6 protein-coding genes are annotated in these 13,601 nt (G+C 61.9%); 4 read left to right on the top strand and 2 right to left on the bottom strand.

The window, feature by feature from the left end; all coding sequences use genetic code 11:
• The first annotated feature begins 372 nt into the window (after window positions 1–372).
• The 4 genes from E5A73_RS09895 (at window position 373) to E5A73_RS09885 (ending at window position 3,756) form a co-directional block, all read left to right on the top strand.
• Window positions 373–1,314, top strand: coding sequence for a helix-turn-helix domain-containing protein (locus E5A73_RS09895; RefSeq protein WP_135963682.1), 942 nt, complete (start codon window positions 373–375; stop codon window positions 1,312–1,314).
• 41 nt (window positions 1,315–1,355) lie between these two features.
• Window positions 1,356–1,607 carry a DUF4258 domain-containing protein gene (locus E5A73_RS09890; RefSeq protein ID WP_135963681.1) on the top strand — a complete coding sequence of 84 codons (252 nt, stop codon included), beginning with the start codon at window positions 1,356–1,358 and terminating at the stop codon, window positions 1,605–1,607.
• Between the two features lie 274 nt (window positions 1,608–1,881).
• Complete coding sequence (locus E5A73_RS22015) at window positions 1,882–1,986, top strand: DUF6538 domain-containing protein (protein ID WP_420822569.1); 105 nt, start codon at window positions 1,882–1,884, stop codon at window positions 1,984–1,986.
• A gap of 1,464 nt (window positions 1,987–3,450) precedes the next feature.
• The gene (locus E5A73_RS09885) at window positions 3,451–3,756 is read left to right on the top strand and encodes a DNA/RNA non-specific endonuclease (RefSeq protein ID WP_135963680.1); all 306 of its coding nucleotides are present in this window, start codon (window positions 3,451–3,453) and stop codon (window positions 3,754–3,756) included.
• 612 nt (window positions 3,757–4,368) lie between these two features.
• Here the strand turns inward: E5A73_RS09885 and E5A73_RS09880 are convergent.
• Window positions 4,369–5,742 (bottom strand): Ig-like domain-containing protein, encoded by a 1,374-nt coding sequence (locus E5A73_RS09880; RefSeq protein ID WP_135963679.1) that lies wholly within the window; start codon window positions 5,740–5,742, stop codon window positions 4,369–4,371.
• 116 nt (window positions 5,743–5,858) lie between these two features.
• The gene (locus tag E5A73_RS09875) at window positions 5,859–13,367 is read right to left on the bottom strand and encodes an autotransporter-associated beta strand repeat-containing protein (RefSeq protein WP_168355893.1); all 7,509 of its coding nucleotides are present in this window, start codon (window positions 13,365–13,367) and stop codon (window positions 5,859–5,861) included.
• Between the last annotated feature and the right edge of the window lie 234 nt (window positions 13,368–13,601).

Here is a 13,601-nt window from a genome sequence, read left to right as displayed (position 1 = left end):
CAGGCAGTCGGACCCAATCCGGCGCCGGGCTAGGGGCAGGGCCTTGCTGCACGGGGAGCATTTGTTCGGGCATGATGCTTCGATAGAGACTCCGTCGATCTCGATCAAACTTATCGTCCGCTCCCGCACCAAGCTCTGTGATGCTCTCAACGGTGGCTTGGCGTGCGATCAGCGTTCCAACTTCAAGTTGCGCCCAAACCTGCGCCCCGCTCGCTTGTCGATCACCGATAAAACAGCTCAGACCGCCAAATCGGCAGCAACGTAGGCGCGAATTGCGCAACGTTTTGCTAAGATTGCGGCCCGCAGAGGACCAGATGCCTATATAAGTGCTATTAGTATTTGGGCATTATCAAGTCATCAGGAGAATACGTGATGGCATTGATCAACCCGAATGTAGCAAAGCGCGAGCGCCAGAAGTTGAAGCTCAGCCTCGACGAACTGGCCCGGAAATCCGGCATCAACAAAGCGACGCTGCACCGCATCGAGAATGGGCGCATGAAGCGCAACGCCGACCATGTCGTCGCGCGCCTCGCTAAAATCTTCAAGCTCGAGCGCGATGCGCTAACGGCGGTGAACGTCGAAGATGACGATACCGCTGCGGAGAGCAGCTTCTCCTACCGCTCGCAACTCAATGTCCGGGTGTCGCACGAAACGCGCAATGCCCTCAATCTGGTGGCATGGCGCTATGGTGTGAAGCCACTCGACATCATCGAGCTTGCGCCGCTGATGTTCCATCTTGTCGCGGCGGAAACCCTGAAGGAGCGAGCTGGCCGCTTAGCGGTCCTGCGTGAAGCCCGCGAACGGATCGCCGATCTCTCGGGCGGTTTTCGCCATCTCCACGAGCGCATGGTCAATGATTGGAATGGCGAGGAGGTCGAGCAGCGCGAAGAACGCTCTATCGCGGCGCATGACATTCGCGGGGAGAAGGTCGATGACCCCGATGGTTTCGCCGACACAAGGCCGCTCGACTATGACGACGGTTCCCACAACCCTTTTGTCACCCAGGTCCGCGAGCGTCTCGCTGCGGTGCAGCCATCCGGTGCCGAACCGGAGCTGTTCGATTATTGGTCGAACGGGTTCGGCCCGCGCTTCGAGATCTGCCGCGAGGAGGCAGCGGCCTATCTGGGCGGAGACGACGAAGCCGCCGAAGAAATCGTCATGGGCCGGGTTGGCCTGCACGAAATCCCCAAAGAGCTTCGCGACGCAGACAAGGTCGGGCAGCGTGCGGCCTGGGTGCGGGAACGCGCAGTCGAACTTGGCGCGTTCAACGCCGAATGGCTGGAGACACTCGGCATCGGGGAACTCGAGCTGTGAGGGCACTGTTCGAATGCGGCTGCGCCGCTGGGCGCTGCACCATGCTAACGCGCCATGCTAAGACGCGTGTGCGCCAGCGCTCGATTCCGGCCTCAGTGGTGGATGCGTTGCTCGACTTCGGCGAACGCGCGCGATCGGGTGCCGGCACCGAGACCTGCTATTTCACAAAAAAGTCGTGGAAGCGATTCGCGACCTATCTCGGACAGGAAGCGCGGCATTTCGAACGCTACCGGGCAGTCTACGCGGTGGTTGCCGACGACGGGCAGGTCGTCACTGCGTGCTGGCGGCGATGACCGACCGCACAGCCGGTCAGCCAGCGCATTTGAACGGATCGGCTGATGAAAAGTCATTATCGACACAAGCGAAGTTTATTTTCGGTTCGCGTTGGTATTTCCGTTGGTACGAATTCCGAGATGCGCAAAAACATATCTATATCGTGGTGGCTTAGGGGTATGCTTCCAGTCCTCTTCTGGGCACCACCGCCCCTAAGGTATTGAAACCTTAGGGAATATCGGAGAACGAGGCTTTTTACAGGCGTCTGTTACAGATGTAACAAGGGCCAAAGCCATGTGTACCTATCTCGCCAAACGCGGCGCTACCTATTATTTTCGACGGGCCATTCCCGTTGAGCTTCGGCCTGCCTTTGGCGGTCGGGCTGAGTTTAACCGCTAGAATGCGATTGAGGCTCGATAGGTTCCAACCGATATTGTGGATCAAATCCATCGGCCAAGTGACTCTCAAAACCAGAGGCGTGGACCTCCTTTTTCGATTTGCCGTCTCGGCGCTTCCAAACGCCAGTGTAGCACCTTGTCTCACCAGCTATACTTTTTGGAACAAGTCTTTCGCTGATATATATGCCAGCCGTATCGCGGCCATATCGCTTGGATAGCACAATTCCGTCAGGCATCTTTACAATGACGCCGCAAATGTGGAGCGCATTTCCAACCCAGTCGAGGGGGAGGCCACTCAACCTACCAATCTCAAGCTCGGTGGCGGGCTGCTTTTGCGCATACGACAGGGCTGCGCTCGGCGGAAGCAGACTCAATACAAATATCGATGCGGCAGCTATGCTCATGTTTCCGCCTCTCGCGAAAGAAAATGCGTTATCACCTACCCGAAGAAATAGTCGCTGTGATAGTCTGCAACGTAACCTTGATAGGCAGTCGCGTGGCACCAGATTTGCCCAACGATTTGAATGCCCATCTTCGTCGCCTGTGACATGCCATTTTCTGGTAGCAGTGTTGCCGCGTGCGAGCTCTTGCGAACCCACTTGGCAAGCTATGTCGGAAGCATTTATTCTCGACTTGTAGGAAAGTGTTCCTCGAATGCTCTCCCGCAATCACGGTGCGGGGGCAATCAATGGACATTCTGGGGGAGCAGCAACGGCGGGCTTTTTCCGTCTGGCTGCGCACGGGCCGACGACCGAGGCCTGGCGATGGTCGCAAACTCGAATTGGAATTCAATCCGTGGCACGATCCGGACGATGGCCGATTTACGTTTGGGGGGGGCGGGTCGATATTACAGTGCTGGCGGGGCGAGCAGGGCCGATGGCCGGGGACAACGCACTCCGAAGATCAGCTATGCCGCGGACCCTCGTCTGCCTCCTATTCTCGACGAGGGAGCAGATGGAGGCTTGGAGGATGGAGGAGTTGGCCAGGAATGGGCATAGACCGGGTTTCAGGGAAGCCATTGGGAACAGTACCCCTGCTATCTCCAGGAACTTGATCTACAAACCCGCGTCCGGGCGGGTGCCCTCGGCATTCCCGACCGCTCCGATGGTCGTTCCGATCCGGTTGCCAGACGAAGCACTAGCCCGTCGGGCCAAGATGACTTCGGCGGCGGCGGCCGGAGTTTTGGGGGTGGCGGTGCGAGGGGTTCCTGGGGGCGGACCGGCACGACCTGACTATCCCGCGTCCACGCCTTCAGCCGGGCCGAGCTTCAAGGCCATGCAGGCGGATCGGCGAGTGCCCCCGACGGGCGAGTTGCCAGTGACGCGAGCGAACAGCGTCACATCATCGTGCGCAACGGCTACACCTATGAAAATTGACACGTGCGATAGGACGAGGCGCGTGTCGGGCGTGCTGTCGGATACCGATACGCCAGTCCGTTCAGCCACGACCCAGGCGAAAGCAGGCGGTGAAGACCGACGGACCAGCGACGATGGCGGGCACTATATCGCAGGGCGATTCGACGGCCCAACGGATGCCTTCAATCACTTCGCCCAAAAATGCCAATTTCAACCGCGATCGCTATCGAGTGCTCGAGGACGAGTGGGCGAAAGCCAAGCGAGCGGGCAAGGAGGTGACCGTGCCGATCGTGCCGCATTACCGTGAAGGGGCATTGAGGCCGTTTGAGATCGACGTCAGCTTCACGGTCGACGGTCAAAAGAGGAGCATCAAATGCCCGATGAGCGAACGGAGAAACGCCGTGGCAGACGATTAAACCGGGCGCCTGCCAATCAAGATCGGGCGCTTCCTGGCAAAGATACAGAGTATCCGTTCGACGGGACACTGCTCTATGCAGAAGTCGACCAGAACTTTGTTGCGCCAGCGATATTCAAGAATCTCGCGGACCAAATCCTGTATCGCGACCCTGACCTCAGGGAGCTGGGTGATACCTTGCTAGACCCTGGGAAGCGCAGGACACCGATGATCGGTGGGAAGAGATGAAAGTGCAGTACCTCGGTATGAATTGTAGCGCGAAATCATCGCCTTTGACGCAAGATTAAAATTCTCCAATGATCTGAGTGCCTATCTTTGTCCGCTGTGGGGAACCATCGCCCCAAACCTATCCTTGGCACCCTTCAAAGCCCTATCGAGCTGGTTAGATGCATCAATGGCTCGCCGATCAGATCAATAGTGGCATTCACTTTGAGTGGATTGGCACTGAGGGTTTCAATCTCGCTGGCAATATCATCAAGCGTAGTTATTCTGGGTGATATGCGGGGAGATCGCATCAGGTCTATCTGAGGAGACCTTCTCGCAAATCTCTATGCAAAATAGGTCGTAGTCAGCTAGTTTTGATGCTCTTTGGGCCGAAACGAGCAGGCCGGTATTACGAGCCTGGAGGAATAGCGACTTTGACCGGATTATTGAATCCCGAGAGCGTCGATACTACCTCGCCGTCCTTTACGAATATGACACGAGAGTTATCCGTATCCGCCAACCACATACCATCCTTTAATAGCTTTATCCCGTTTGGCGCGTACAGAGTCATCATGCCAGAGCAAGTATCAGACGCTCCGAGCCTAAGCGACGAGCCAGAATTACAAGTATATCGCGGCGCTGATCCTAGGGTTATATTTGCATCCCAATAGCCAATTATAGGCGGCGCCAAAACGACGAATGACTTTCCAGTTAAAATATTGATGGCGATGACCCGGTCATGGTGCTCCTCAACGACGTATACGAAGTCACCACGCCACTCTACGTCATTCGCGTAATAAGTTGATCTGTTCATTATAATCTTACCGTCGCGAACGGACTGCACAACGGTTCTATCTCCAAAAGTATCGGCGATAGCCAGATTGTCATTTAACAATGACGCGGACCGAGCATATGATACAGAAAGACTAGAAAACTTAAGAGAACCCAATCCGGTATTTTTATCCCAACCGTACACATCCACCGGTGCAATAGTATTATAAACAACAATAAGACTATCACCGGAAGTTGCTACATAATTTATGTCCATGTCAAACTTAAGGTCTTTAACTAGTTTTCCAGCACCATCCAACAAATGAACTATCGTCAAATCGGTTAAATCACTAACAAATATGAAGTTTTCATCCGCAAACACAAACCGACCACCGGTCGGATAGGTCCAGGCGACATCACCCTTGGAATCAATTCTAGATAGCGTCTTCGAGCCTTGTGATAATACCAACAAGTCAGACTTTAAACTATCCCCTATAAGCTTCGGTGCTTCGAAAGCAGTGTAATCGAATGCAACGGTGCCCCCAAATGTATAATATGAATAACGTGTCTCTGGAGTATAAGTCAGAGCCGTGAAGGTTGGCGAATATATCAGCGGAGGTTGGTCATTTACAGGTATGAGAAGAGCCGCTCGCGCATTGCCATTACCCGTCGCATCGGTAAAAGATCCCGATGGAATTTCGAATGAAACGCTTTGCCCCGATGAAATGGTTGACTCTACTTCAACCGTGAAATTTGTTTCGGAGTGCTGAGTCGATGAAATGACTGTCGCACCGGATACGTGCAGGTCATCCTGAACGCTGAACCCTACGGGAACTTCGCTGAAAACAAGAGAAACCTTGCCGTGTTGTTCAACACGTAGTGACGCTAGATCTGTCGCGGGCGCGATGGTCGCAATCGGTGCCACTGTATCTTTTGGCGGCGTCGGTGCTGTATTGCCCCCACAACCACTAAGCACCGCAGGCAATAACGCCATCAACCACTTCAATTTCACGCCACTCGCCCCCGTTATTCTCTGCGCGCCTTTTCGGATGACGCGAGTGAAACATTGATAATCGCCCATCCAAAATCTGACAAGCAGAATGCCTCCGACACGCGGCAGATGCGGGGTTAGAACCGCATGCTGATCGCTGCACGCGCACCGTGGTCGGTCGTCCGCGAACCATAGGCGCCGGTATAGGAAATGCCGAGCACGGTGGACTTGCCGAGACCGAACTCGATTCCGGCATCTACCACACCAGTGGTGCGATCGAGCGGCATGCTCTGCACCTGGAACGGCGCACCACCGGCGAAGCGCAGATCGACCGTCGGCACAGGGTGGCCGAAGGTCTGGCGCAGTGCTGCCGAGCCAGCGAGCCGCAACGTGGTTTCGCCGAGATTGAACGCCAGCTTGGTGCGCACGCCGGCATTGCCATAGGTCACCTTGACGCTGTCCACCCCGCCGGAGAGCGCGGCGGAGCCGCCATGTTCGGCGATGCTCCCATCGAACAGCGTGACATGTGCCACGCCGACGAACGGCTGGAGATCGAATCCGCCGAGATCGGTCCTGGTGCCGATCTCGCTGAAGACCTGGAAGGTCCGGGCGTCGTATTGGTCGCCCAGCATCTGGGCGAGACTGCCGAATGCGACGCTACGCTGCGAACGGATGTCGTGCCAGCTATACCCACCGCCCAGCTGCACGCGCAGCGCGCCGTAGGAACCGAGCAAATAGCCGCCGGCGCTGTAGCTGTCGGCATTGTGCGTGGCATTGCCGCTGTGCAGCTCGATCTTGTCATAGCCGAGCGCCACGCCCACCCGCCAGTTTGCGCCGAGCGAACCGTCGAAGCCGGTCAGGAAGCCCTTGATCGAGCGATCATAGCCTTGGGCCTCGGCATTGCCATCCATAGTGTTCGACGAACCCATCGCACGGCCCCAGACCGATAGGCCCTCGACTCCGCCGAGCTCGGAACGCGACAGCATCGCGTCGCGAATAAAGTGACTGTCCTCGACCAGCCGTCCGCGCATGCTCGCATAGTCGGAGCCGGCAAGCTGGTCGAACGCTGCGCGCGCCTCGGGCGCGGTCAGCAAGACCGTCGCGTCGAACACCGTATTGCCAAGGCCCAGCGCCTCGACCGCCGGAGCGACGGCGCGCTGGTTGCGGGTCTGAGCGATAGTGGCGAAGTCGATCGTGTTGCGCCGCAAGTTCAGGACCACCGCCGTGGTGTTGTAGATTAGCGTCGGGGTCAGGAAAGCAAGGTTCGATGCCACGTTGGAGAAGGTGCCGGAAAGGCCGCCCGTGGCGGTGAGGATCGTGTAGCTGGTATTGGCAGCGTAATTGCCGTTCGCCGCGAGCACCGTGACCGTGGTGCCGCTGGCGATGGTAGCGCTGCCGCCGACGACGATCTTGTCGCTCTGGCCCGCAGCGTTGACCTCGACCGCATACACACTGCCCGCCAGGAAGCTGAGATCGCCGGCGACGGATAGCGTGCCGATCGAATTGCCCGGCGCGATCGTGCCTGCGATCCGGGTCGAGCCGATGGCGCCCATGCCCTGCAGGCGCCCGCCGGTGAGCACGTCGACCATGCCGCCCAGCTTGCCGTTCACCGACAGCGCGTTGCTGACAATGGCGCTGCCGGTAAAGGCCGAGCTGTCGCCGGTCAGCAGCACTGCGCCGCGGCCTTGGACGAGAAATTGACCTGAACCGTTGATCACGCCGGCATAACTGCCATCGCCGGCCTGATCGAACACCAGGCTGGCACCGTCGCTCAGCGCAACATCGCCGGTGAACAGCGCCGAGGTCGTGACCAGGCTGCCGCCGGTGATCGACCAGTTGGTGGCATTGGCCCCAGTCAGGGTGAGCGCGCCGGCGCCTGCCTTGGTAACGGTGCCCGCGCCGGTGACGCTACCGGCATAGCTGCCGCCCACCGCCTGGTCGAACATCAATGCGCCGGCATTGGCGACATTGCCCTGGATCGAGCCGGCATTGCCGATCAGCGTGCCCGCCTCGATCACGGTGCCGCCCGTGTAGGTGTTGGCGCCGGTTAGCGCGAGCGTGCCGAGATCGGCCTTGACCAATGTCGCGCTGCCGGTGAGCGCCGAGGCGATGGTGGCGGTGTAGCCCGCACCCGCTGCCGTGCCGTCGCCGACGCGGATCGTCGACCGCGCACCCGATAGTGCCAGTGCGCCGCCGCTCAGCGTATAGCCGTCGCTCGCGAATTGCATACCGGTGGCCGCGACCTGGCCGGTATTATTGTCGATCGTCACCGCGCCGCCAGCGCCTTGGAACACCGCGAAGCTCGGCGCCGGCGTCATCGCGCCGTTCAGCGCACCGTTCGGCGTCGTCCAGTTGCGCCCGCCAACGCTCCAGCTGCCCGCGCCGCCATCGACTGCATTGTTGTCATGGAGCACGGTGTTGCCGCCGTCCCAGAAGGCCAGCGTTGCGCTGTTCAGATTGACCAGATTGACTTGGCCCGCGGCGGCGGTCTGTACGCTCAGCCCGGTTGCCGCAGTGCCGTTGATAGTGCCGATCGCCAGGCCGTTGTCGGTCAGCGTACCTGCATAATCGAACAGCCGGTAGATGCCGGGGCCGTATGCCGGCCCGGTGCTGATGTTGAGCGTGCCGTCGAGCGTCAACGCTCCACCGACATCGAACAACGCCGATGACGAAGGCTGCGACAGCAACACATCGACGATCGAGCCCGCATTCAGCACGAGCGAACCCATCGACAATACGCCGCCCTGTGCGCCGACCAGGTGGGCACCGTCCGCAATGGTGACCGCGCCGCCGATGCTGCCGGTGCCCGACAGCGCGCCCTGGTTGACCGCGACCGCGCCGCCGAGCGTACCGGCCACCGTCAGGCCGCTACCCGATACGGTGGTAGTGCCGGCAAAGGCCGAGCTATCGCCGCTGAGCGTCAACACGCCGCCTTGCTGGGTGACGCTGCCATTGCCCGAGAGGGCCCCGGCATAGCTGACCGCGTCGCTGCGGTTGAACACGAGATTGGCCGCGACGGCCACGTCTCCCGCGAAGCTGCCCGACGTCCCGCCGTCGCCGATCTGGAACGTGCCACCGTCCACCCGCGCCGTGACCCCGGTGGCGGTGCCGCGCAGGATCGAGACACCGCCAGCCTGAGTCAGCGTGCCCCCGCTCAGATTGGCATCGATCGCCGCGCCGTTCAGCGTGTAGCTGGTCGCCGAAAGCGTACCAGTGCCAGAGAGCGCGCCGTTCAGCGACAGCGAGCTTATGGTGTCGTCGAAGCCCTGGAGATCGAGCGTGGTGCCGCCGGCGACGGTGACCGCCGCAGTGTCGGCAAGCCGGTTTGCTGCGCCGAGACGCAGCGAGCCGCCGGCAACCGTCACGGCCTGCGCCGCGGCGCTGCCGTTCAGCTCGGAAACGCCGCCTGCCTGCGTCAGCGCGCCGGTGCCGAGATTGGCGCCGAGCCTGGCGCCGTCGAGCGTGTAGGTCCCTGCAGTGAGCGTACCGGCACCCGAGAGCGTGCCGGCCAGTACCAGCGACGCCACCGCGTCGTCGAAGCTGCCAAGATCGAGCATGGTGCCGCGTGCCACGGTAACTGCCGCATTGTCCGCCAGACGGTTCGCCGCCCCCAGGCGCAGCATGCCGCCGGAAACCGCCACCGTCTGCGCGCTCGCGCTGCCGCTCAGCAGCGACGTGCCGCCCGCCTGAGTCAGGGTGCCCGCGCCGAGATTGGCGTTCACGGCCGCACCGTCGAGCGCGTAGCTCGATGCGGCAAGCGTGCCGGTGCCGTCCAGCGTGCCGTTCAGCGCCAGCGTATCGACGGTCTCGTCGAAGGCGCCGAGGTCGAGCGTGGCGCCGGTCTGGACATCTAGCGCGGCGCTGTCCGACAGGCGCTCGGTCGCGCCGAGCGCAAGCGTGCCGCCCTGCACATACACCGTTGCGGCGTCCGAGGTGCCCTGGAGCAACGTGGCGCCGGAGATCTGATAGACCGCACCCGCGCCGAGCCCCTGGCCGACGGTGCCGCCATAGAAACGGTAGGCGCCCGCAATCAGCTTGCCGTTGCCGATCAGATTGCCCTGGATCGAGAAGCTGGCAACCGTCTCGATGAAGCCCTGCAGGTCCAGCGTCGCGCCGTTCAGCACCGCAAGCGCGCCATCGTCGGGCAGGACTTCGCTCGCGCCCAGCCGGAGCGTGCCTTCGCGCACTTCGGTGAGGCCGGTATAGGTGTTGGCGCCAGACAGGGTCAGCACGCCGGTGCCGACCTTGTTGAATCCGCCGGTGCCGGAGATCACGCCGTCAAAGGCTGTGGCGCCGGTGCCGCCAACCGTCAGCGTGGTCGCACCAAGCTGAATGGCGCCTCCGCCAACGCCCGTCAGGCTCGCGAAGCTGGCAGTGCCGCCGGTCAAGGCGCCAAGATTGAGCGTGCCGCCATTGACCGTCAGCGCGGCACCGGTCGTTGGATCGCCAACCAGCCTCAATCCGCCGCTGGCGACAGTAATGCCGGTCAGAGCGCTGATGCCGGTCAACTGGGTGGTGCCGGTACCGCCCTGCACGAAGCTGCCGGCGCCGGTGATCCCGCTCAGCACGATATCGTCCGAACGGTTGATCGCGAGCGTGCCGCCGGCGAGCGCAATGGCGCCCGCGACCGACCCGGAGGTGCCGCCATTGCCGAGCTGCAGCGTGCCATTGGTGATTGTGGTGACGCCGGTATAGCTGTTGGTGCCGGACAGCGTCTGCGTACCGCCGGTGACATTGAGCCCGCCGCTGCCCGCGATCGTGCCGGCGAACACGCTGTTGCCGCCGGCGCCGCTCAGCACCAGCGTCTTCGCGCCCAGCGCGACGCTGCCGCTGCCGCCGATCCGGCTCACGGTGAAATCACCGCCGTTGACGCCCGAAATATCGAATGCCGCGCCTGCCAGGACGTTGATGCTGGTGGCCAGGCTGGCAGCGCCGGTGACGGCGAAGGTCCCGCCGCCCAGCGTGAGCGCATTCACCCCGCCAAGCGCGCCAGCGAAGCTGCCGCCAATGCGCAGCTGGAGGTTGAAGCCATTGCCGCTGACGACGCCAGCACCCGACAGGCTCTGCACGATATTGTCCGCTGCGAGCGAGAGTGTGCCGCCATTGTTCACCGCGAAGTCGCTGGTGAAGAGGGTGTTGGCCCCGAGCGACAGCGTGCCGGCATTGACGATCGTGGCGCCGGAATAACCCCCGCCTGCCAGCGACAAGGTGCCGGTGCCGTCCATCGTCAGCGCGCTCAGCCCGGTCACCGGTCCGTTGAGGGTCAGCCGCCCGGCGCCCGCCACCGTCAGCGCGTTGCCGTTGCCCGCAAGCAGCGACTGGAGGACGAGTTCATCCACGCCGAGAGCCGCACTGTCCTCGACGACGATCCGCGAATTTGATCCCAGCGAGACGGCACTGCCCCAGGCGTTGTTTCCCGAGACGTTGCGCAATGCGCCGCCATTGCCAGCGCCGGTGCCGTACAGGATCAGCGTTTCGCCGGCGATGGTGATCCCGCCCTGCAGCTCGAGCGCGCCGCCGGTAAAGACGGTCGTGCCGCCGGACGAAGACCCGAGCGCGCCGCCGTTGCGGATGTTGAGGATCCCGGCGGAAACCGAAGTCGTGCCGGTATAGGTGTTGGCGCCGGTCAGGATCGTCGTGCCGCTGCCGAGCTGGTTGAGGCTGCCGCTGGCCCCGCCCGTAATGATATTGGCGACCGTCAGCACGTCGCTGCGGTTGAACGCCAGCACCGCATTGGTGACGACATTCCCGCTGCCCAGCGTGCCGGTCGTGCCGCCATTGCCGATCTGCAACGTGCCGCTGTTGATCGTCGTGATCCCGGTAAAACTGTTGTTGCCGGTCAGGATCGTCGTGCCGATGCCGATCTGCTGAACCGTGCCCCCGCCGCTGATCGCACCTTCGATCGTCAGTGCGTTGCTGCGGTTGAACACGAGCGCGGCGTTGTTGATGACGTTTCCGGTGCCCAATGCGCCCGTCGTGCCGGCATTGCCCACCCGCAGCGTGCCACCGCTGATCGTCGTCGTGCCGGTGTAGCTGTTGTTGCCGGACAGCGTCAGCGTGCCCGTGCCGATCTTGGCGAGGCTGGCCACATTGGCACCGCTGTTCTCGAGCGCTCCCGAGAAGGTGGTCGAAACGTTGTTGCCGCCGACCACCAGCGTCGCGGGACCGAGGGCCGCCATGATGCGCCCGCCGCCGGCCAGCGACCCGACCGTCTCCGAAGGCGCGCCGAGCTGTACGACCGCGTCGGTGTTGACCGTGAGCGCGACGGTATCGGCCAGAGCCTGACCGTTCGCCAGCTGCAAGTAGCCCCCGTTGATAGTGACCGGTCCGGTGAACGTGTTCGTCCCAAGGAGCGCAAGCACCCCATCGTCCTGCGTCAGCGACGACAGATTGCTGATATCGCCGGGGAGCGAGATCCGGCCGGTGCCCGTCGTCGACAGCGCAAAGCCGCCACCGTTGAACGCACCGGTCAACCGCATTTCGGACAGCGGCGGGCCGTTCGGATCGCCATCCGCACGGAGCAGCGTGTCTCCCGCCAGATTAACGGCGCCGGTGACCAAATTCTGTTCCGACAGGTTGCGAAGCGCGCCGCTTCCGGCCGTGCCGCTGCCGCTCAGCGTCAGATCCTCGGCGACGGAGATGCTAGCCTGCAGTTCCAGCGTCCCACCGTTCTGGATGGTTGTGCCGCTGGCGTTGGACCCCAGCGCGAGCGAGTTCGCGATGGTCAGCGTGGCGCCCGACAGGATCGTTGTGGCACCGGTATACGTGTTGAGGTTGGAGAGCCTGACCGGTCCGGTGCCGCCGATCGTGACCGTGCCGGTGCCCTGGATCCGGTTGGCAACAACGTAGGCGTTGGAGCGGTTGAACCGCAGCGCTGCGTTGTTGATGACATTTCCGGTACCCAGCGTGCCGGTCGTGCCGCCATTGCCGATCTGCAACGTGCCGCCGCTGATGGTGGTAATGCCGGAATAGCTGTTGGCGCCGGTCAGCGTCTGCGTGCCGGTGCCGATCTTGGCGAAGAGGGCGACATTGGCACCGCCGTCCTGGAGCGATCCGGAGAAGGTCGTCGAAGCATTGTTGCCGCCGACCGTCAGCGTCACCGGGGCGCCCACTGCAAAGGGGTCCTCCGCCGCAAAGACGCTTCCGCCACCGGACAGCGATCCGATCGTCTCCGAATTGGCGATGTGCACGGCTGCGCCGGTGTTGACGGTAAGCGCGACGGTGTCAGCCAAGGCCTGGCCGTTCAGCAGCTCGAGATAGCCGCCATTGATGCTGACGGGACCGGTAAAGGTGTTCGTATCATCCAGCGTGAGGCGGCCCTCAATCTGCGTCAGCGATGCTATGTTGGTGAGAGGGGAGTGAATCCATATCCGTCCCGTGCCCGTGGTCGTCAGATCGAAACCGCCGCCGTCGAGGCCACCGGCCACCACCAATGTGGATGCGGGCAGACCGATCGGAGCGGTATCTGCACGGAGCCAGGTGTCCCCTGCCAGCGTGATGTCGCCGGTGACGACGTTGGTGCCCGACAGATTGCGCAACGCGCCGCTTCCGGCGGTGCCGCTGCCGCTCAGGGTCAGGTCCTCGATCACCGTCCAGTTCCCCTGCAACTCGCGCGTTTCGCCATCGTTGACGACCGCCTGGGCCATGGCCGGCCTGACGCCCGCGACCAGAAGCGCAGGAACCGAAACCCCGGCGATGAGGAGGAGGCGCAGAAGTTCGGCTTTGCGCGGGCGTGACGAAGAAACAGGCATGGCGGGCTCCGGCATATCGACGAGAGGGTCTGATCGGACCGACGCGGCGTGAGGCCGGGCGATCTGTGGAATCAGACGATCTGGACAGTCGAGCCGCCGGTAGCAGGCGATTGTTTGCGCAATATTTGA

Source organism: Sphingomonas gei (assembly GCF_004792685.1).
GTDB classification, from domain to species: Bacteria; Pseudomonadota; Alphaproteobacteria; order Sphingomonadales; family Sphingomonadaceae; genus Sphingomonas; species Sphingomonas gei.
This window is presented reverse-complemented; position numbering and strand designations above follow the sequence as displayed.

What these genes read in the sequence shown, in the direction of transcription:
- E5A73_RS09895 (WP_135963682.1), top strand. Translation starts at nt 373, where the DNA reads ATGGCATTGATCAACCCGAATGTAGCAAAGCGCGAGCGCCAGAAGTTG.
- E5A73_RS09890 (WP_135963681.1), top strand. Translation starts at nt 1,356, where the DNA reads ATGCTAACGCGCCATGCTAAGACGCGTGTGCGCCAGCGCTCGATTCCG.
- E5A73_RS22015 (WP_420822569.1), top strand. Translation starts at nt 1,882, where the DNA reads ATGTGTACCTATCTCGCCAAACGCGGCGCTACCTATTATTTTCGACGG.
- E5A73_RS09875 (WP_168355893.1), bottom strand. Translation starts at nt 13,367, where the DNA reads ATGGCCCAGGCGGTCGTCAACGATGGCGAAACGCGCGAGTTGCAGGGG.